The following is a 19,167-nucleotide window of genomic DNA, read 5'->3' as shown; positions in this document are numbered from 1 at the left end:
CCGCCCGACGGCCGTCCTGTCGCCCGCCGGTCATCGCCGCCCACGTGCTGGTACAGGCAGGGGGTCCGTACGCCCGCCCGCTCGGCCGGCAGACCCGTCGTCAGGTCGGTGAAGCCCACCTCGTCGGCGAGGGCGACACCCGCCGTGACCACGACCGCCGGGTCTAGGCGCGGGCGGCGTCGGTCCGGAGGAAGGCGAGCGTGAGGGAGACCACGTGGTCGGCGAACTGGTCGTGCGGGTAGTGCCCGGCGCCCTCGATCATCTCCAGGCGGCCGAGGCCGGCGGGGAGGGCGTCGACGATCGCCGCCCCTTCGGCGTGCGGGTCGGCCCAGTCGGGGTCGAGCGTGCCCATCACGACCAGGACCGGGCAGCGGACGTTGCCGAGCTGTGCGCCGGCGTCGGTCGGGGTGGTGCGGCCCATGCCCTGGAGGGCCTTCATCCGGCCCGGCTCGCGCAGCAGGGCGTCGACGCGGCCGAGCCGCTCGGTCCAGTCGGCCGGCTTCGTACCGGGGTAGGCGACGTCGAGGTACGAACGCCACAGCGGCACGCTGCCGAACGCGCCCGCGCCGAGCAGCCGCAGCATGCCCCGCCGGAAGCGCCTGACCCGCAGGTCGCCGAGGCGGATCGACTGCGCGCGGGTGAACGGCGCGAGCTCGACCACCGCGGTGATCAGCGAGGGCTCCTGGGCCGCGGCGATCGTGGCGGCGCCGCCGGATATCGAGTGGCCGACGAGCACGGCCGGGCCGCCCAGGTGACGGACCACGGCGAGCAGGTCACCGGCGATGGTGGTACGGCTCCAGGCCGGCCACTCGGCGCTGGACTCGCCGCAGCCGCGCAGATCGACGGCGGCGACCCGGTGGCCCGCCGCCACCAGCTGCGGGATCACGGCACGGTAGGCGGCGCGGCTGTCGCCCATGCCGTGCGCGAGCACGATCAGGGGGCCGGACCCCGCCACCTCGTAAGCGATCGTGCCGCTGTCGACGGCGAGGTACTCGGTCATGACACCCTCCAGTTGGCTAACGCTGTTAGCCATAAGCTAATGGCGTTAGCCGAACCTTGTCAACGGCCGGATCCCCGGCGCGGCCACCAGGACAGGGCGTCCCCGGCGTTGTCCGGCCCGACGAGCCGGAGCAGGGGGCGCGGCATACGCTGATCGAGGGGGCATTCGGGTGAATCGCGCACCGGAAGGGGCCCCGATGGACGACTACCCGCTGATCGAGAACCACGGGCTGATCGGCGATCTGCAGACCGCGGCGCTGGTGACCACCGACGGGGCGGTCGACTGGTTCTGCTCCCCGCGCTTCGACTCGCCGAGTGTGTTCGGAGCGCTCCTGGACAAGGAGAAGGGCGGCCACTGCACGGTCCGGCCGGCGCATCCGACCCATTCGACCAAGCAGCTGTACCTGCCCGACACCGCGATCCTGGTGACCCGGTTCATGACCGAGGCGGGCGCCGGCGAGGTCGTCGACTTCATGCCCGTGACCGGTACCAGGACCACCCGACGGCACCGGCTGGTGCGCCTGGTCCGCTGTGTGCGCGGCACCATGACGTTCGACGTGGACATCGCCCCGCGGTTCGACTACGGGCGCAGCAAGCACGAGGTGCACATCACCCCGCACGGGGCCGTCTTCGTCGCCGAGGACGGCACGGAACTCACCGTGAACCCCATCCGGGAGCCGGACGACGACCGGATCGCGGACATCCTGACGCACCGGGACGCCGACGTGCAGGTCACGCTGACCCTGCGGGCGGGCGAGCAGCGCGGGCTGATCCTGGAGATGGGCGCCGAGGGACCGCCCAGGGAGATCCGCCGCGAGGAACACGAACGGCTCTTCGAGGAGACGGCCGAGTTCTGGCGCTCGTGGCTCGCGCAGTCGACCTACGTCGGGCGCTGGCGCGAGGTCGTCGAGCGGTCCGCGATCACGCTGAAGCTCATGACCTTCGCCCCCAGCGGCGCCGTGGTGGCCGCTCCGACGGCGGCACTCCCGGAGCAGCTGGGCGGCGAGCGCAACTGGGACTACCGGTTCACCTGGATCCGGGACGCCTCCTTCTCCGTGTACGCCCTGCTGGGACTGGGCTTCACGGAGGAGGCCAGGGCGTTCATCGTCTGGCTGAGCGACCGGGTCAAGGAGCGGGCCGGCAGCGAGGGGGGCACGGGTCCGCTCAACATCATGTACAAGGTCGACGGCTCCTCCGAGCTGAACGAGCAGATCCTCGACCACTGGGAGGGCTACGAGGGCTCCGCCCCGGTCCGGATCGGCAACGGCGCCGCCACCCAGCTCCAACTGGACATCTACGGCGAGGCGTTGGACAGCATCTACTTCGCGCACCAGCGCGGCTTCCAGGTCGGGTACGGGGGCTGGACCTCGCTGCGGACGGACCTGGAGTGGCTGGCCGGCCACTGGGACCAGGCGGAGGAGGGCATCTGGGAGACCCGCGGCGGCCGTAAGGACTTCACGTACGGGCGGGTGATGTCGTGGGTGGCGTTCGACCGCGCGCTGCGGCTGGCCGAGTCGAAGGGGTGGCCGTCCGCGTCCGGACGCTGGCAGGCCGAGCGGGACGCCGTCTACGAGCAGGTGATGGCCAAGGGGTGGAGCAAGGACCGGCACGCCTTCGTCCAGCACTACGGCAGCGACGTCCTGGACTCCTCGCTGCTGCGCATGGCGACGGTCGGTTTCCTCACTCCCGGGGACCCGATGTGGGCCTCGACCCTGGACGCCATGGAGGAGGAACTGGTCAGCGACAGCCTGGTCTACCGCTACAACCCCGACGCGTCGCCGGACGGCCTGCGCGGCTCGGAGGGCACCTTCTCGCTGTGCACGTTCATGTACGTCGACGCCCTCGCACGCGCGGGACGCACCGACCGGGCGCGGCTCGTCTTCGAGAAGATGATGGGGTACGCCAACCATCTGGGCCTGTACTCCGAGGAGATCGACCCGACGGGCCGTCAACTCGGCAACTTCCCGCAGGCGTTCACCCATCTCGCGCTCATCGACTCGGCCATCACCCTCAACGACGCCCTCGACAGCCGGCGGCCGGGGCTCACCCAGCACGCCTGAGCGCTCCGCTGGAAGTGCCGCAATTGCTTTGCCGTCTGCCGTCTGCGGCGCCGTCGTGGCTGGTCGCGCAGTTCCTCCCCCAGCCTTCGGCCGGGGGTGCCCCCAGCGCCCCTACGGGGCGCTGTCCCGTCGCAGGTCGGCGTCGGTGAGGCCCTCCAGTTCGCCGTGGGTGTCCAGCCAGTACAGGAGGGCGACCGCGGGGACGACGAGGACGAGGGCGACGAGGGTGACCAGCCCCAGCCAGCGCAGTGTGCTGGGGGCGCCCGCGCCCTCGGCGACGGTCAGCGAGGTCGGGACGAGGTAGGGGCGCTGCGCCATGCCCCAGGCGATGACGGCGGCGGCGACCACGCCGACCGCGGTGACCCGGGACCAGGCCCCGGAGGGGCGGGTCAGCAGCCAGGCGGTCGCGAGCGTGGCCAGTACCGCCACGACGACGAAGACCAGGCCGACGCCGTGGGTGAGCCCGTGCCAGACGTGCGGCGCGTCGTCGTGGGTGACGACGAGGGTGACGACGGCGAGCACGGCCACGGCCGCGAGGGCGGCGAAGGACCGGTGCCGGAAGTAGCGGTCCAGGTCCGGTGCGGCGAAGCGGCGGGCGTCCGCGGCGAGGAAGACGGCGCCGAGCGTCGCCGTGGCCGCGACGGCCAGCAGGCCGAACAGCAGGGACGTGGGGTTGGCCCAGGCGTCCGTGGACGCCGTCGTCGTGGCGGTGACCCGGCCCGAGGCCACCCCACCGGCGGCGGTCCCCAGGAAGAACGGCGTCAGCAGCGAGGAGACGGCGAACACCGCCCCGTACAGGCGCCGGCCGGCCAGCCGCCGGGCGGGCCTGCGCAGGGCGAAGCCGGCGCCGCGCAGCACGATGCCCACGGCGGCCAGCGCCAGGGGCAGCCACATGGTGGTGAACACCCGCTGGAAGAGGACCGGGAAACCCGTCCACATGATCACCAGCACGAAGATCAGCCAGACGTTGTTGACCTCCCAGACGGGCTCCATCGCGTGGTCGATCAGCTGCCGCGGGCGCTTGCCGCGCGCGGTTCCGCCCGCGGTCAGGTCCCAGAAGCCGGCTCCGTAGTCGGTGCCGCCGCCGCAGGCGTACGCGGCGATCGCGAGCAGCAGGACGACGGCGATCACCCCGGCGATCACAGCCGGCTCCCGGCGGAGCGCGGCCCGTACGGCGTCTCGGTCTCCGGCGTGTCGGGCTCCGGGGTCTCCTTCGGCGGCCGTGGCCCGCCCTGTCCGTCGGCGAGCCGCCAGCGCGAGCGCATCCTGAGCAGCACCGCGAGAAACGACCCGAACACGAAGACGTACACGACGACGATCACCGCGAACATGATCCACAGACCGGTGGAGCGGGTCGCCGTCACCGCCTCGGCGACCCGCATGTTCTGGTAGACGATCCAGGGCTGGCGGCCCACCTCGGTGGTGATCCAGCCGCACTCGACGGCGGCCACGGAGGCCACGCCCGCGCACGCCGCGCCGCGGAAGAACCACGGGGAGGCGGGCAGCCGCCGGCGCCACAGCCACAGGCCGCCGTACCAGAGCGCGAGCAGGAGCAGCAGCGAGCCGATCCCGACCATGGTGTCGAAGGCCCAGTGGGCGATGGTGGCCTGCGTGGGCGTCGGCCGGTCGGCCGCGGGGACCGAGGTGAGCCCGGTGACCCGGGTGTCCGGGCGGAAGCCGGCCAGGACGGAGTCGAGTCCCGGGATCCCGATGCCGCCGGTGACGGTGCCGTCCGGGTGCAGCCGGCCGTACAGGTACTCCGTCTGGTGGGTGGCGGTCTTCCAGACGATCTCCATGCCGGCGAACTTCACCGGCTGCTTCTGGAAGACCTGCCGGGCGATGGAGTCGCCGAGCACGAACTGCACGGGCGTGCACACGGCGGCGAGTGTGAAGGGGACGGTGAAGCCGAGCCGGTGGTAGTGGTCCCGGCGGCCGCGCAGCCGTCCGACGGCGTAGACGCCGGCCACGACATAGCCCGCCGTCACGAACATCGCGAAGACGAAGTGCCAGTACTCCGGGCCGAACATGGGGGTGAAGACGGCTTTCCAGATCCGCACGTCGACCGGGTTGCCGGCGGCGTCGAGGGTGAAGCCCCGCGGGGTGTTCATCCACGAGTTGGCGGCCAGGATGCCGAAGGCGCCGAGCAGGGCCACCAGCGGCAGCGGCAGCCCGAGCAGGAAGTGGGTCCGGGAGGGGAGCCTGCGCCAGCCGTAGAGGTAGACGGCGATGAGGACGGCCTCCAGGAAGAACGCCCAGGCCTCGACGCCGAAACCGATGCCGAAGACATCGCCCCAGCGGCCCATCAGGCCCGGCCACAGCAGTCCGAACTCGAAGGACAGCACCGTGCCGGTGACCACCCCGATCGCGAACTGCACCGCCATGACCGCCGACCACCGCCGGGCGAGCAGCAGGGCGGTGGCGTCGCCGCGGCGCAGGCCGTAGCCGTGCATGAGGAGCGTGATCAGCGGCAGCGCCACGCCCATGGGCACCAGGATGATGTGGGAGGCCAGGGTGAAGGCCATCATCGATCGGGCCGGCAGCGTCTGCGCCGGTGGGTCCGCCAGCAGCAGGACCGTGTGGACCGTGTGCATGTGTCGTCTCTTCGGGGCCGGCGCGGATGGGACGGGGCGGTCGCCGCTGTCAGCCGCCGGTCGCGAAGCCCGGGAAGAGCGTCATCCCGCCGTCGACGTACAGGGTGGTGCCCACCACGTAGTCCATGAGGTCGGAGGCGAGGCCCACCGCCGCGTGGCCGATGTCCTCGGGGTCGCCGACACGGTCGTAGGGGATCAGCCGCAGCAGGTCCTCCAACGCCTCGGGCGTGTCCCAGGCGCTGCGGTTGATGGGGGTCCTGATGGCCCCGGGGGCGATCGCGTTCACGCGGATCTTCTTCGGGGCGAGTTCCTGGGCCAGCGTCTCCATCATCATCTGCACCCCGCCCTTGGAGGAGGCGTAGTTGACGTGCCCGGCCCACGGGATGATCTGGTGCACCGAGCTCATGCAGATGATCTTCCCGGCCGCGCGCGACACCTCGGGCACGACTCCGCGGCGCAGGAACTCCTTGGTCGCCTCGCGGGCGCACAGGAACTGCCCGGTGAGGTTGACGTCCAGGACCTTCTGCCACTGGGCGAGGGTCATCTCGGTGAACGGGGCGTCCCGCTGGAGTCCGGCGTTGGCGACCAGGATGTCGATCGTGCCGAACTCCCGGACCATCCGGTCCGTCATGGCGACGACCTGCTGCTCGTCGGAGACGTCCGCCTCGTAGGCGGCGGCCCGGACCCCGAATCCGGTGATCTCCTCGACCACCTTCTCGGCCTCGTCCTTGCCCGCCACGTAGTTGACCACCACATCGGCCCCGGCCCGGCCCAGGGCGACGGCCGTCGCCCGGCCGATCCCGGAGTTCGCGCCGGTCACGAGCGCCTTCTGGCCGCGCAGCAGATGGGCGGGGATCACGCCCTGGGATGTCCCGGGTGCTCCGGATGTCGCCTCGGTGGAACTCACGATGTCCTGCTCCTCCACTGCGTGCCCGCTTCCGCCGGGCCCGTCGCCCGGAGGTCCGGGCATCAGACAAGCACCGGGGACAGACGCGGGCGCGCCCCGCCGGACCGCGTTGCGCTGCCCGGCGGAGGAACTTCGCCCGGTCGGGGTCCGGACGCCCGGCGCGGGCTCAGCCCAGTCGCTCCAGCAGGTGGTCGCCGACCCGGAGGGCGTTCGCGATGGCCGTCAGGGACGGATTGACCGCGCCGATGCTCGGGAAGAAGCTCGTGTCCACGACGTAGAGGTTGTCCAGGTCGTGCGCCTTGCAGTTGACGTCCAGGGCCGAGGACGCCGGGTCGGTGCCGAAGCGCACGGTGCCGGCCTGGTGGGCGGTGGCCCCGATCGGCATCCCCTTGTGCAGGTAGATGCTGCGGGACAGCAGCCGGTGTTCGCGCATGCCCAGATGGCCGAGCAGGTGCTGAAGTCTGTGCCGCAGGCGCTGCAGGCCCTCGATGTTGTTGCCCTCGTCGAGGGTGAGCCGGATCTGCCCGTCGTCCTCCAGGGTCACCCGGTTGTCCGGCCGCGGCAGGTCCTCGCCGCACAGCCAGAAGTCGACGGCGTGATGGGCCAGGACCTCGAACGGCAGGTCCGGCATGACCGCCCCGGCCCAGCGCGGGGCCTCGCCGTGGATCTGCTCGGCGTCCGACTTGCCGAGCATCTGGATCCCGCCGAGCGGATACTCCCAGTCGTCCGCGCCCAGGTACCAGTCGTGCAGGGCCAGGGTCTTCTGGAACCGGGTGTCGTTGGGTTCCTCCGAAACGGCCATCAGCGCCAGGTTGTTGTGGCGCATGTAGTGCCGTCCGACCACGTCCGAACTGTTCGCGAGACCGCGCGGATGCCGGTCGTTCGCCGAAGCCAGCAGCAGTGCCGCCGAGTTGACGGCCCCGCACGCCACGACCACGACATCGGCCGAGAACCGGGCCTCCCGTTCGCCCGGGAGCCGGGCGACGACGCTCGTGACGCTGCGCCCGCCGGCGTCGGTCTCCAGCCGGGTCACCCGGGCGTCGGTGACCAGCTCCACGTTCGGGTGCGCCAGGGCCGGCTCCACGCAGATCACCTGGGCGTCCGACTTGGCGCGCAGCAGACAGGGGAAGCCGTCCACGCGGTCGCAGCGGATGCAGACGCTGGAGTGGGTGGCCCGGCCGTCCTCGTCCTGGGTGAGGTTCACCCCGATCGGCAGGTGGAAGGGGTGCAGTCCCTGCTTCTCCAGGTCCATGCTCAACTGCTCGATACGCGGCTCGTGTTCGACCGGCGGATACGCGTACTGGGCGCTGCACGGCCCCTCCCAGGGATCCTCGCCGTGCCGTCCGTGCACCAGGTAGAGGTGTTCGGCCTGGGTGTAGTACGGCTCCAGGTCGTCGTAACCGATGGGCCAGGCAGGGGAGATGCCGTCGTGGTGGCGGAGTTCGCCGAAGTCCTCGGGGCGCAGCCGGAACAGGGCGGCGCCGTAGAACTTGGTGTTCCCGCCGACGTAGTAGTTCACCTCGGGCGGGAACTCGTTGCCGTGCCGGTCCAGCCAGAACTCCGGAGCGCGGTACTTGGCCTTCACGAACACGGCCGTGGAGTCCCAGTTGTCGCGCTCGCGCGGCAGGTAGCCGCCGCGTTCGAGGAGGAGGATCCGTTTGCCGGACGGGGCGAGGCGGTGGGCCAGGGTGCCGCCGCCGGCACCGGTGCCGATGACGATGACGTCGTACGGGGGCAGGGCGTCCATCGCAACCACCGTCCTTGTTCGCGCGGTCCGCGGCCGGTGCGGTCTCCCTCCTCCGAACGTACGCGCCGTACGGGAGTGCGTCACCCGGAGCCCGCCCGCCGCTCCGGCGCGGTCACAGCACGGCGATCGGGTTCACCGGGGAGCCGGTCGCCGCCGGGAGCCGCAGCGGGGCGATCACGCACAGGAAGTGCCAGCGCCCCTGCTGCTCGCACACCGGCACCAGTTCCTCGAAGTCCAGCCAGTCCAGCAGCGGCAGCCCCAGGGCGTTGACGGCCAGCACATGCACGGGAAACCCGATCGTGGGGACCGCGCTGGGCGCGGCGTCGCTGTTGCCGTCCGAGCCCAGGACCGACACGCCCCGTTCGGCCGGGAACTCCATGGCCGTCGGGTGCAGGCCCGCGCGGGCCCGGGTCACGTCCCAGGGACCGAGGGCGCGGCGCCGCAGGCGGTGCCCGACCCGTACGAACAGCAGGTCACCCGGGCCGACGGCGGTCCGCTGGGCGGCCTCCGCGGCGACGAGGTCCCCGGCGGTCACCTGGTCGCCGGGCTCCAGCCAGCGCACCCCGCGCAGCCGGGGGATGTCCAGCAGGACACCCCGGCCGACGATGCCGTCCCGCACCAGATCCAGCGTGAGCGCCCCGGCGCCGTCCGGGGTCACCGTGCTCGCCGGGACGCCGCCGTACAGCTCGCCGTCGAAGATCACGTGGCACAGGGCGTCGAGGTGGGTGTCGACGTCGCCGTGCACGTTCATGGCGAACCGGTCGCGGGCGAACACGAGCCCGGGTGCGCCGGTCTCGCCGGGCGCGGGCGCCGTCATCCGATGGGTCGCGGGCTCCGGACTGTCCGGGCCGCTCCGCGTCTCGACGGGCGCGGCCAGCGACACCGTCCGCCCGCACCCGACCTCGGCGGCGGCCGCCACCACCCGCTCCGGCGTCAGCCGGTCCGCCCCACCGCCCGGGGCCCGGCTCCGCAGCCGCCGGTACAGGTCGCGGAAGCCCGCTTCGGAGAGGGGCCGCGGTACGCCGGTCTGATCCTGGGCCATCGGAAACCTCCTGCTCCTGCCGGCCCGGCCACACGCCGGCCGAGGCTGTCAGCGCCCCGTAGGGGCGCGGGGAACCGCGCGACGGGCCACGACGGACCCGGAGTCGACACCGAACGCCGTGGTGGTCCGAGAGTGCCACGATCCGTCGCCGGTCGCGTTGCGCATCGTCGGGGCCGGCCGCGCGGTTCCCCGCGCCCCTTGCGGGGCCGCACGCCGGACGCGGGTCGCCGGGTTCCCGGGGTGCGGGCGAAGGGCCTGCGGCATAGGCTGAACGGGCGAAATGTCAGGGTCTTCAGGCGGTTTCGCGGCCGCCGGTCGCCGCCGACGGGTGACGGCCGATCCTCTCTCGCGATGACAATTCCTCCCGCGGAGCCCGACGAGCATGGTGCGCCGCCGCGCGGTACGCCGGACCGTCCCGCGCTTCCCTCACCGCAGGGGCGCCGGCTTCAGGGTCCGCGGTCTGCAGCCCCTGTGGAGGCCGGGATGCGAGTCGTCGTTGATCTTTCCCGATGCGAAGGGTATGCGCAGTGCGCGTTCCTGGCTCCGGACGCGTTCCGGATGCACGGCGAGGAAGCGCTGATGTACGACCCCGAACCCGACGACGCCCAGCGCGAACGGGTGCTGCGCGCCGCGGCGGCCTGCCCGGTCCAGGCGATCCTCGTCGACCGGCTGGAGGGGCGGACGGCGGAGCAGGACGTCCCGGTGACGGCGGCGAGCTCATGACCAGCGCCGACAACCTGCGCGCCTTCCGGCGCGACGGCCGCATCGTGATCGTCGGCGCGTCGCTGGCGGGCCTGCGGGCCGCGGAGTCCCTGCGCGACGAGGGTTTCACCGGATCGCTGACGATGATCGGCGACGAGCTGGGCGAGCCCTACGACCGTCCCCCCTTGTCCAAGCAGGTGCTGACGGGCTGGGTGCCCGCCGGGGGCACCACGCTGCCGCGCCGTCGTGACATCGACGCGGAGTGGCTGCTGGGCGTCCCCGCGAGCGGCCTCGACCTGGCCACCGACCATGTCCGGCTCGCCGACGGATGCGAGGTCCCCTTCGACCGGGTGCTGATCGCCACCGGGGTACGGGCCCGGCCCTGGTTCGTGCCGAGCGAGGCGGAGCTGGACGGGGTGTTCGTCGTCCGGACCCGTGAGCACGCCGAAGGCCTCCAGCGGGCCCTCGCCGCCGGGCCCTCCCGGGTGCTGGTCATCGGCGCGGGATTCACCGGCTCCGAGATCGCCTCCATCTGCCGGGAGCGGAACATCCCGGTGACGGTCGCCGAACTCGCCCCGTACCCGCTGGTCGGGGCGCTCGGCGCGATGATCGGCGAGGTGGCGGCGGAGATGCAGCGCGCCCACGGTGTCGACCTGCGCTGCGGGGTCAAGGTCACCCGGCTGGAGGGCGACGCCCAGGGGCGGCTGCGCCGGGCCCACTTCGACGACGGCAGCACGGTCGACGCCGACGTGGCGGTGGTCGCGCTCGGCGGCATCCGCAACACCGAGTGGCTGCAGGGCTCCGGGCTGGCGGCCGGTGTCTGGGGCGTCGCCTGCGACACGGGCTGCCGTGCCATGGACCTCAACGGCCTGATCACCGATGACGTCTTCGTCGCCGGGGACGTGGCGCGCTGCCCGAACCCGGTCTACGAGTACCGGCTGATCTCGCTGGAGCACTGGGCCAACGCCGTGGAGCAGGCCGAGATCGCGGCCCACAACATGGTCAACGGCCAGGCGGAGCGCTGGCCGCACCTGTCCATCCCGCGGTTCTGGTCGATCCAGTTCGGCGTCAACATCAAGTCCGTCGGCGTGCCGACCTTCGCCGACGAGGTGGTCGTCACCCAGGGATCGGTGACCGATCACCGCTTCGTCGCCGCGTACGGCTACCAGGGCCGGGTCACCGCGGCGGTGACCTTCAACAACGCGAAGTGGCTGGACCACTACCGGCGTCTCATCGAGACGGCCGCGCCCTTCCCGCCGCCCTGCCCCACGCCGGACCAGCCCCTCGACACGAAACCGGTGCCCGTCGACTTCCCCGGCCCCACCCTGCTCGCCCAGGGCGCGACCGTGGTCGTCACCGGACACGACCCGGGCGAGCGACGGGTCACGGCCGCGCACCAGCATCACCGGTAGGCCCACCGGCAGATCCACCGGCAGGAGGGAAAGGCAAGCGAGATGACCACGACCGAGATGCCCGACACGCTGCACCGGATCCTCGACTACTCCTCCCGGCCCGACCCGTACCCGCTCTACGCCGAGCTGCGCAGGACACCGGTGGCCCGGCAGGAGGACGGCAGCTACGTCATCAGCACGTATCGCGAGCTCGCCGACATCCTCCACAACCCGCACCTGAGCTCCGACGTCCGCAACCTGACGCATCCGATGCCCTCGGCCGAGGGCGCGCCCACGCCGGCGTTCATCAACATGGACCCGCCCCAGCACGACCGCCTGCGCCGGATGGCGATGCGCCACTTCGGCCCTCCGAACACCCCGGGGCTGGTGACCGGCCTGGAGCCCGACCTGACCGCCACCGTCGGCGGCCTGATCGACGACTTCGCGGGCAAGGAGCAGATCGACATCGTCGACGACCTCGCCTATCCGTTCCCCGTCTCGGTGATCTGCCACCTGCTCGGTGTGCCGCGCGAGGACGAACCGAGGTTCCGCGTGTGGGTGAACGACCTCATCAACTCGATCGACTACGACGCCAGGACCGACCCGAAGGAGAAGCTGGAGGACGGCGTGCGGGCCCGCAAGGACCTGCGCGAGTACCTCGGGGGCCTGGTGGAACAGCGTCACGGCCGCCCTGGCGAGGACCTGTTGTCCCTGCTGGCCAACGACGACGGGCCGGACGGGCGGATGACCGACGAGGAGATCATCAGCACCGCCAACCTGCTGCTGATCGCCGGTCACGAGACCACCGTCAACCTCATCACCAACGGCATGCTGACCCTGCTGCGTCACCCGCGGATCCTGGAACGGCTGCGCCGCGAACCGGATCTGGTCGTGCCGCTGGTCGAGGAACTGCTGCGCTACGAGCCGCCCGTGCACATCATTCCCTGGCGGGCCGCGTACAGCGACATCACCGTCGGCGACACCGTCATCCCCAAGGGCTCGCAGATCATGCTGATGCTGGCCTCGGGCAGCCGGGACCCGGACCGCTTCCACGATCCGGACCGCTTCGACCCCGACCGCACCGACAACCAGCACCTCGGCTTCGGCAGCGGCATCCACCTGTGCTTCGGCGGCCCGCTGGCCCGGCGGGAGGCCCAGATCGCCCTGGGCGAACTGGTACGGCGCCTCGACGCGCCCGCCCTGCTCGCCGACCCGCCACCGTACCGGCGCAGCCCCGTACTCCGCGGGCCTATCCATCTGCGTGTCGAACGGAACGGCGGATAGCCCCGAGCCCGGGACGGCGCCGGTCAGTGTTCCAGGGGGACGGCGATCTGCCCGGGGAAACGCGGGGTCTGCGCCTCGTCGAGCATGGCGGCGGCGACCGTCTCCCGGCTGACGCGGGCCGGGAAGAACCGCCTGGGGGTCTCGGCCAGCCCGACCGTGCGGCGGCTCGTGCTCGCCGGGCCGTTCGCGAACGGCCCGGAGTGGAAGACCGTGCCCCCGGCCGCCAGCACGGCGGCGTCGGCGCTGATCTTGTCGGTCAGTTCCGCGCCCATCGCCCTGAGCAGGGTGCGGGTGGCGAAGCCGGCGGCCCGCGCGGACGGACCCGTGCCGTAGGCGCCGAGCCAGATGATCCGGCCCGGGTGCGCGTCCAGTACCGCGCGGGAGCCGGCCGTGAGCGCGCCGGGTCCGTCGCCCTTGGCGATGCCCAGGCCCGAGAGCACGATCTCGCTGCCGCGCAGCGCCTGCGCGATGCCGGCCGGATCGCGTACGTCGGCGGCCACCCGGGTCAGCCGTGGGGAGTCGGGCACGGTGACGCGCGCCGGGGTGCGGGCGACGGCGGTGACGGTGTGTCCGCGTTCGAGGGCCTGGCGGGTCAGCGCGAGGCCGACGGCGCCGGAGGCGGCCAGGACGGTTATGTTCATGACGGGTTCCTCGTGTTCGGGTTCTCGGCAGGTGGTGGTCGTGTGTCCGGTCAGGCGACCGTCGCCAGGACCTGGACGGCAGCGGCGTGCAGCGCCGGAGGGGTGGCCAGGACGGTGTCGGCGCCCGGGGCCCACGGCGTGCCGTCGATCCGGGTGACCACACCGCCGGCCTCGGTGACCATCAGGGCGCCGGCCGCCACACCGGGCAGCACCGGCTCGTACTGCCAGAACACGTCGTGGTGCCCGGCGGCCACCAGCAGCATCGGGAACGTGGAGGGCACGGCGGCGCGCACCAGCAGGGCGCTGTCGAGCATCGCCGTGATCGACTGCCCGATGCGCCGGTAGGTGCCCTCCTGATCGGCCTCGGCCTGCCCGGTCACCACGATCGCGGCGTCCAGGCCGGTCTTCGCCGAGACCTTGAGCGCCGTGCCGTTGAGGTGGGCGCCCGCGCCGCGCAGCGCGGTGTAGGTGAGGTCGCCGACGGGCTGGCGCACCACGGCCAGCACCGTCCGCCCGTCGCGCACCAGCGCCACGGTCACCGCCCACTCGGGCAGTCCGTGCACGTGGTTGACGTTCCCCTCGACCTCGTCGACCACCCACCATTCGCCCGGCGGCAGTTCGGCGGTCTCGTACTCGTCGGTCAGCCAGCGGGCTCCGGGGCGCAGCGCGGTCAGGGCCGGGCGCAGGATGTCGAGCGAGACCCGGCTGTCGGCCGTGCCGGACCGGAACATGTCCGCACGTCCGGCCGGGCGGGCCGTGGTCGAGTACCTGGCCTCCAGAGCGCGGCCCGCCTCGGCCGCGATCTCGACCACCGCGGCGAGCAGCGTGCGGTCCTGGGCCGAAGCGGCAGTGCTCACGGAGGCGTCGGCGGTGCTGGGAACGGTCATGACGCAGCCCTCTCAGGTGGGGTTCCGGGACCGGTCGGGCCCTGGTGACGCCAACGCTACGAGCGCTCTCGCATGATCTCCAGTGCACTCTTGTAAGGTCATCAGTTACCGTGGTGCATGTGGATCTGAACCTGCTGGTCGCCCTGGACGCCCTCCTGGAGGAGAACAGCGTGGCGGCGGCCGCCGACCGGCTGCACCTGTCCCCGCCGGCCATGAGCCGCACCCTCGCCCGCATCCGCAAGGCCACCGGCGACGACATCCTCGTGCGCACCGGGCGCACGATGACCCCGACCCCGCACGCACTGGCGCTGCGCGAGGAGACCCGGGACCTGGTCGCGCGCGCCACCGCGGTGCTCACCCCCGTGACCGCGCTCGACCTCGACACGCTGGAGCGCAGCTTCACCCTGCGCTGCCACGACGCGCTCGTGTCGGCGCTCGCCCCGCTCCTGACCGCGGCCGTCGCCGGCGCCGCACCGAACGTCTCGGTCAGGATCCTCGCCGAACCCTCCGCCGACGTCGCCGACCTCGCGCGCGGCCACACCGATCTGGAGGTCGGGGCCACGGCGCCGCAGCGGCCCGAGATCGCCGCCCGCCGCATCGGCACCGACCGGATGGTGGCCGTGCTGCGCGCCGACCACCCGCTGGCCACCGGCACGCTCACCCCCGAGCGCTTCGCCGGGGCCGAACACGTCACGGTCTCGCGCCGCGGACGACTCACCGGCCCCATCGACGACGCCCTCGCCGGTCTCGGCCTGCGCCGACGTGTCCGTGCCGCCCTGCCCACCACCGCGGCGGCACTCGAACTCGCCGCCCGCACCACCATGGTCACCGCGGTCGCCGAGCAGGTCTGCCGGCCGGCCTGGACCGGTCTCGGACTACGCGCCCGCGCCCTGCCCTTCGACCTGCCTCCCGTCCCGGTCATCGTCGCCTGGCACCACCGCTACGACAGCGACCCCGCCCACACCTGGCTCCGCACCGAACTCATGACGGCGCTGCGGACCGTCCTCACCGCACCCGAGCCGGAGACCGACCCGGTGGGCGGGGCGTGACAGCAGGGCGCCGCGGTGGTGTCTATCCACGGCCGGCGAAGAAGTCCAGGTAGGCGTGGGCGAGTGCGTCGGGTGCCTCCAGGGGGATGTTGTGGCCGGCGTGCTCGATGACCGTGCTGCGGACGTCCTTCGCGACCCGCGCCATCTGCCGGCCCGGCTCCGCGCCCAGGTACGCCCGGCCGCCGACCGCCAGCACCGGGCAGGCCAGCGGGTCGGCGAACTGGGTCCGGTTCTGTGCCGCGTCGGTGTCGGTGGCCCGGTAGAGCTCGAAGACGGCGTGGTTGCCCCCGGGTTGCTCCAGGCCGCGGGTGTATTCGTCGGCGTCGGCTTCGGTGTAGGCGCTGGGAACCGCCATGATCCGGCGCATGAAGTACGTCCAGAACGCCCGCTCACGGCCCGCGAGGAGCAGTTCCGGATAGTGCGGCAGGGCGAACAGCGTGCGGTGCCAGCCGGTCCGGGGGTCCTCGGGCGCGAGGGCGGCCGGGTCCGGTACCGGAAGGCCGGGCAACCGGGTCTCCTGGTAGACGAGTTGCACCACCCTCGGCCGGTGGAAGGCCGCGACGGCGTACGCGACCGCGGCGCCCCAGTCCTCGCCCACCACACGGAACCGCTCGAAGCCCAGAGCCGTCATCAGCCCCGCGACATCGCCGGCCAGGGTCCGGGTGTCGTAGCCGGACGGCGGTCGCGCGGAGCCGCCGAAGCCGCGCAGGTCGAGCACGACGACCGTGTGGCGAGGGGTGAGCAGCGGGACGACGTGGCGCCAGAAGAACATCGTCTTCGGGACGCCGTGCAGGAGTACGACCGGTTCGCCCGAGCCCGCCAGCGCGTAGTGCAGATCGACGCCGTCCACGGTGTGCCGGCCGTGACGCAGCCGGGCACCCGTGTGGTCGGTCATTCCGTGCGCTCCGTCACCGGTCATCGCGGCCTCCTCGGCGTTCGGGGGGCCCAGACCATCACGTGCGCCGGCGGCTCGCACCGGGGTCGGACCCCGGTTCGCCGATCGCCCGCGGGATCTGCCTCCGGGAGGTGATGCCGAGCTTGCGGAACACCTTGTTCATGTGGAACTCGACGGTCGAGGTGGTCACGAACAACCGCGTCGCGATCTCCACGTTGGTCAGCCCCGCGGCGGCCATGGCGGCCACCTGCCGTTCCCGGGGGGTGAGCACGAACCTGGTCTCCTCGGTCCGTACGCGGGCCGTCTCGCCGGTGGCCAGCAACTCGGTCCGGGCCCGCTCGGCGTACGGCACCGCACCGAAGGCGTCGAAGCTCTCGTACGCGGCACGCAACTGGGTCCTGGCATCGGAACGCCGCTTGCGGCGGCGCAGCCACTCGCCGAACAGCAGCCGGGACCGGGCCTGTTCCAGGGCCAGCGGGACCTGCCCCAGCAGCTCGACCGACTCCCGGTAGGACTTCTCGGCGTCGTCGCCGTCGGCCGTCAGCGCGCGGCCGAGGGCCAGGGCGCCCAGGGCCCAGGGCGTACCGGCGAGCGGGGCGCGCTCCTCCAGCCGGACCAGGGCCGCCGCGGCCGCGGCACGGTCACCGGTGCGCACCCCGGCCTCGACGAGCAGCGGGAGGACGAGGTTGCCGCAGGCCGGGGGGTCGGCCTCGAACACCGCCTGGGCGTGCCGCGCCGCCTGCCGGTAGCTGCCCTGCCCGAGCTCGAACAGGGTCAGCGCGTGCCGCGCCAGCAGGTGGAGGACGCCGTGGCCCATGCCCGTCATCTGCTCGGTCCGCCGTGCCGCCGCCCGCAGTTCGGCCTCCCGGCCGGTCAGGGCGAACAGGTGGAGCCGGTTGATGTCGCCGCCGCCGGGGAAGCCGGTGTCGGCGGCGATGTCGTCGAACTCGGCGTAGCGGACCTCCGCCTCCGTGAACCGTCCGTCCCAGAGGTCGCAGCGCGCCGCGACGAGCAGCGTGATGCTCAGCGCGTACAGCGCGCCGGCGTCGCGGTCCGCCGCCGCCAGCCGGTCGGTGAGTTCGCGCTCGGCCCGGACGTCCCACAGGTCGTCGCAGGCCATGGAGAGCATCACCGCGAACGGGCTGTTCCCGTCCCCGGTCCCGCGCCCGGTCCCGTGGCCGTCCCGCAGCAGGCCGAGGGCGGTACGCAGCACGGGCGCGCCGTGCTCGTAGCCCTCGGCCACGCGCCGGGCCAGCCCCTCCACCAGCAGGTCCCGGCCGTACGCGGCGGTGTCCGGAGCCGGCCGGGCGGCGGCGACGGCCGCCCCGACCTCGGCCAGCGACGTGCCCTGCACCCGGTCGTGGGCGACCAGCGCCGCGTGCAGCGCCTCCCGGAGCAGCTCCCAGGTCAGCCCCGGGTCCTGCGGACCGAGCCGGGCCACCGCGTCCATCAGCATCGCGGGGACGTCGGCGACGACGATCCGGAACATCTGCGCGGTGGCCCGTATCCGCAGCTCACGGATGCGCAGCACCGGGCCGCGGAGATCGGCGCCGGCGAGGTCCAGCGCGGTCCGGGCCGCCGCCGCGTCGCCCGACATCAGGTGGGCCTGCGCCGCGTCCAGCAGCCGCTCGGCCCGGCGGTCCGGGGCGCCGGTGAAGTCGACGGCCCGCGACAGGAACAGGGCCTGCTGGGAGTAGCCGCCGCGGGAGCGGGCCCGCTCGGAGGCGGCCTCCAGGTCGTCGGCCACCTGGTCGTCCACGCCCTCGGCGGCCTCGGCCCGGTGCCAGGCGCGGCGGTCGGCGTCCCGTACCGCGTCGCAGGCGGCGGCCAGGGCCGCGTGCACCCGGCGGCGTTCGCCGGCTCCGGCCCCGGCGTACACCGTCGAGCGGATCAGCGGATGCCGGAAGGCCGTCGGCAGGCCCCGGCCGAGGATGCCCGCGGCGACCGCCGGTTCCACGGCGCGGGCCGACAGGCCCAGCCTTCCGGCGGCCCGCCACATCAGCCCCGTGTCGTCCGAGGGGGCCGCCGCGAGCAGCAGCAACAGGGTCCCGGTGGCCGTCGGCAGGGCCCGGACCAGTCCCTGGAAGTGGTCCTCCAGGAGCCGGCCCACCGGCAGCGGATCGGGCAGCGGGGCGACACCGGAGAGCTGCTCGGCGGTCAGGGCGTCGGCCAGCTCCAGCAGCGCGAGCGGGTTGCCGCCGGTGCCGACGACGATCCGGTCCGCCACCGCCGGATCCACCCGCCGGGTGCCGGAGGTGAGCAGGGTCCTGGCCTCCGACTCGGCCAGACCGGCCACCCGTCGCGTGCTCAGCGCGTCGAACAGGCCCTTGTCCCCGGCCCCGTCACGGACCGCGAAGATCAGGCCCAGGGAGTCGGCGTGCAGCCGGCGGGCGGTGAACGCGAGCGCCTCGGCCGACTCCCGGTCCAGCCACTGGGCGTCGTCCACCAGGAACAGCAGCGGCTGGTCGGCGGCCACCTCGGACAGCAGGGTCAGCGTGGCCAGACCGACCAGGTAGCGGTCCGCGGGCAGCCCGGACGCCAGGCCCAGGGCCGCGTCCAGCGCGGCCCGTTGCGGCGCGGGCAGCAGGGCCGCCCGGTCCAGGAACGGCCGCAGCAGCCGGTGCAGCGCGCCGAAGCCGAGACCGGTCTCCTGCTCGACCGGGGTCAGCCGGACCACGCGCACCTCCGCGGCCCGGTCCGCGGCGTACTCCAGCAGCCGGGTCTTGCCGATGCCGGGTTCGCCGGTCAGCACCAGGGCTCCGCTCAGCCCGTCGCGCACCGCGTCGAGCAGTCCGCCGATCGCCTCCCGCTCGGCGCGCCGGCCGACCAGGGCCGTGGGCAGCCCGGATGCCTGTGGTGCCCGCGCCGCCCACTGGGCGCCGTTCCACGCCATGGGACCGCTCCCCCCGCTCGTCGATACCCCGCACGGGAAACGCTAGGAGCGTCACGCGGGCGGCAGGTAGCGTCATGTG

General features: G+C 73.1%; 16 protein-coding genes. 6 read left to right on the top strand and 10 right to left on the bottom strand.

Annotated elements, in window-relative coordinates:
* Positions 1 to 44 precede the first annotated feature (44 nt).
* Positions 45 to 167 carry a hypothetical protein gene (locus IEZ11_RS52420; RefSeq protein WP_373294912.1) on the top strand — a complete coding sequence of 41 codons (123 nt, stop codon included), beginning with the start codon at positions 45 to 47 and terminating at the stop codon, positions 165 to 167.
* On the opposite strand, the gene IEZ11_RS16070 is transcribed toward IEZ11_RS52420, so the two are convergent.
* Positions 164 to 1,000, bottom strand: coding sequence for an alpha/beta fold hydrolase (locus tag IEZ11_RS16070; RefSeq protein ID WP_189263400.1), 837 nt, complete (start codon positions 998 to 1,000; stop codon positions 164 to 166). The genes IEZ11_RS52420 and IEZ11_RS16070 overlap by 4 nt on opposite strands.
* A gap of 196 nt (positions 1,001 to 1,196) precedes the next feature.
* On the opposite strand from IEZ11_RS16070, the gene IEZ11_RS16065 reads away from it, so the two are divergent.
* A complete protein-coding gene (locus tag IEZ11_RS16065; RefSeq protein WP_189263399.1) occupies positions 1,197 to 3,059 on the top strand; it encodes a glycoside hydrolase family 15 protein in 1,863 nt (620 codons plus the stop codon).
* A gap of 111 nt (positions 3,060 to 3,170) precedes the next feature.
* Here IEZ11_RS16065 and IEZ11_RS16060 read toward each other — a convergent pair whose 3' ends face one another.
* From IEZ11_RS16060 to IEZ11_RS16040, 5 genes are all read right to left on the bottom strand, one after another.
* Positions 3,171 to 4,202 carry a cytochrome d ubiquinol oxidase subunit II gene (locus IEZ11_RS16060; RefSeq protein WP_189263398.1) on the bottom strand — a complete coding sequence of 344 codons (1,032 nt, stop codon included), beginning with the start codon at positions 4,200 to 4,202 and terminating at the stop codon, positions 3,171 to 3,173.
* A complete protein-coding gene (locus IEZ11_RS16055) occupies positions 4,199 to 5,650 on the bottom strand; it encodes a cytochrome ubiquinol oxidase subunit I (RefSeq protein ID WP_189263397.1) in 1,452 nt (483 codons plus the stop codon). The genes IEZ11_RS16060 and IEZ11_RS16055 overlap by 4 nt, the downstream gene beginning before the upstream one ends.
* Positions 5,651 to 5,699: 49 nt before the next feature.
* Positions 5,700 to 6,494, bottom strand: a complete 795-nt coding sequence (locus tag IEZ11_RS16050; RefSeq protein ID WP_229713058.1) for an SDR family oxidoreductase — start codon at positions 6,492 to 6,494, stop codon at positions 5,700 to 5,702.
* 229 nt (positions 6,495 to 6,723) lie between these two features.
* Positions 6,724 to 8,304, bottom strand: coding sequence for a GMC oxidoreductase (locus IEZ11_RS16045; protein WP_189263395.1), 1,581 nt, complete (start codon positions 8,302 to 8,304; stop codon positions 6,724 to 6,726).
* Positions 8,305 to 8,416: 112 nt separating this feature from the next.
* Positions 8,417 to 9,346 (bottom strand): cyclase family protein, encoded by a 930-nt coding sequence (locus IEZ11_RS16040; RefSeq protein WP_189263394.1) that lies wholly within the window; start codon positions 9,344 to 9,346, stop codon positions 8,417 to 8,419.
* 483 nt (positions 9,347 to 9,829) lie between these two features.
* Here IEZ11_RS16040 and IEZ11_RS16035 point away from each other — a divergent pair, with 483 nt between their 5' ends.
* The 3 genes from IEZ11_RS16035 to IEZ11_RS16025 are packed head-to-tail and all read left to right on the top strand — an operon-like array spanning position 9,830 to position 12,723.
* Positions 9,830 to 10,069, top strand: coding sequence for a ferredoxin (locus IEZ11_RS16035; protein WP_189263393.1), 240 nt, complete (start codon positions 9,830 to 9,832; stop codon positions 10,067 to 10,069).
* Positions 10,066 to 11,460 carry an NAD(P)/FAD-dependent oxidoreductase gene (locus IEZ11_RS16030; protein ID WP_189263392.1) on the top strand — a complete coding sequence of 465 codons (1,395 nt, stop codon included), beginning with the start codon at positions 10,066 to 10,068 and terminating at the stop codon, positions 11,458 to 11,460. Before IEZ11_RS16035 ends, IEZ11_RS16030 begins: the two co-directional genes overlap by 4 nt.
* 42 nt (positions 11,461 to 11,502) lie before the next feature.
* On the top strand, positions 11,503 to 12,723 hold the full coding sequence (locus IEZ11_RS16025; RefSeq protein ID WP_189263391.1) for a cytochrome P450: 1,221 nt from the start codon (positions 11,503 to 11,505) through the stop codon (positions 12,721 to 12,723).
* 23 nt (positions 12,724 to 12,746) lie between these two features.
* Here the strand turns inward: IEZ11_RS16025 and IEZ11_RS16020 are convergent, their stop codons facing one another.
* The gene (locus IEZ11_RS16020) at positions 12,747 to 13,364 is read right to left on the bottom strand and encodes an NAD(P)-dependent oxidoreductase (RefSeq protein WP_189263390.1); all 618 of its coding nucleotides are present in this window, start codon (positions 13,362 to 13,364) and stop codon (positions 12,747 to 12,749) included.
* Positions 13,365 to 13,414: 50 nt separating this feature from the next.
* Positions 13,415 to 14,251, bottom strand: coding sequence for an inositol monophosphatase family protein (locus IEZ11_RS16015; protein WP_189263389.1), 837 nt, complete (start codon positions 14,249 to 14,251; stop codon positions 13,415 to 13,417).
* Positions 14,252 to 14,370: 119 nt separating this feature from the next.
* Between IEZ11_RS16015 and IEZ11_RS16010 the strand changes: the two genes are divergently transcribed.
* Positions 14,371 to 15,300: a LysR family transcriptional regulator gene (locus IEZ11_RS16010; protein ID WP_308426477.1), complete on the top strand. Its 930-nt coding sequence runs from the start codon at positions 14,371 to 14,373 to the stop codon at positions 15,298 to 15,300.
* Positions 15,301 to 15,322: 22 nt separating this feature from the next.
* Here the strand turns inward: IEZ11_RS16010 and IEZ11_RS16005 are convergent, their stop codons facing one another.
* Together IEZ11_RS16005 and IEZ11_RS16000 are read right to left on the bottom strand one after the other, a co-directional pair.
* Positions 15,323 to 16,219, bottom strand: coding sequence for an alpha/beta fold hydrolase (locus IEZ11_RS16005; protein WP_189263388.1), 897 nt, complete (start codon positions 16,217 to 16,219; stop codon positions 15,323 to 15,325).
* A 34-nt stretch (positions 16,220 to 16,253) separates the two neighbouring features.
* Positions 16,254 to 19,088: an AAA family ATPase gene (locus IEZ11_RS16000; protein ID WP_189263387.1), complete on the bottom strand. Its 2,835-nt coding sequence runs from the start codon at positions 19,086 to 19,088 to the stop codon at positions 16,254 to 16,256.
* Between the last annotated feature and the right edge of the window lie 79 nt (positions 19,089 to 19,167).

Origin of the sequence: Streptomyces fuscichromogenes, assembly GCF_014645815.1 — a bacterium.
Classification (GTDB): domain Bacteria; phylum Actinomycetota; class Actinomycetes; order Streptomycetales; family Streptomycetaceae; genus Streptomyces; species Streptomyces fuscichromogenes.
Note: the sequence above shows the minus strand (reverse complement) of the source record. Positions and strands in the feature narration are given on the sequence as shown.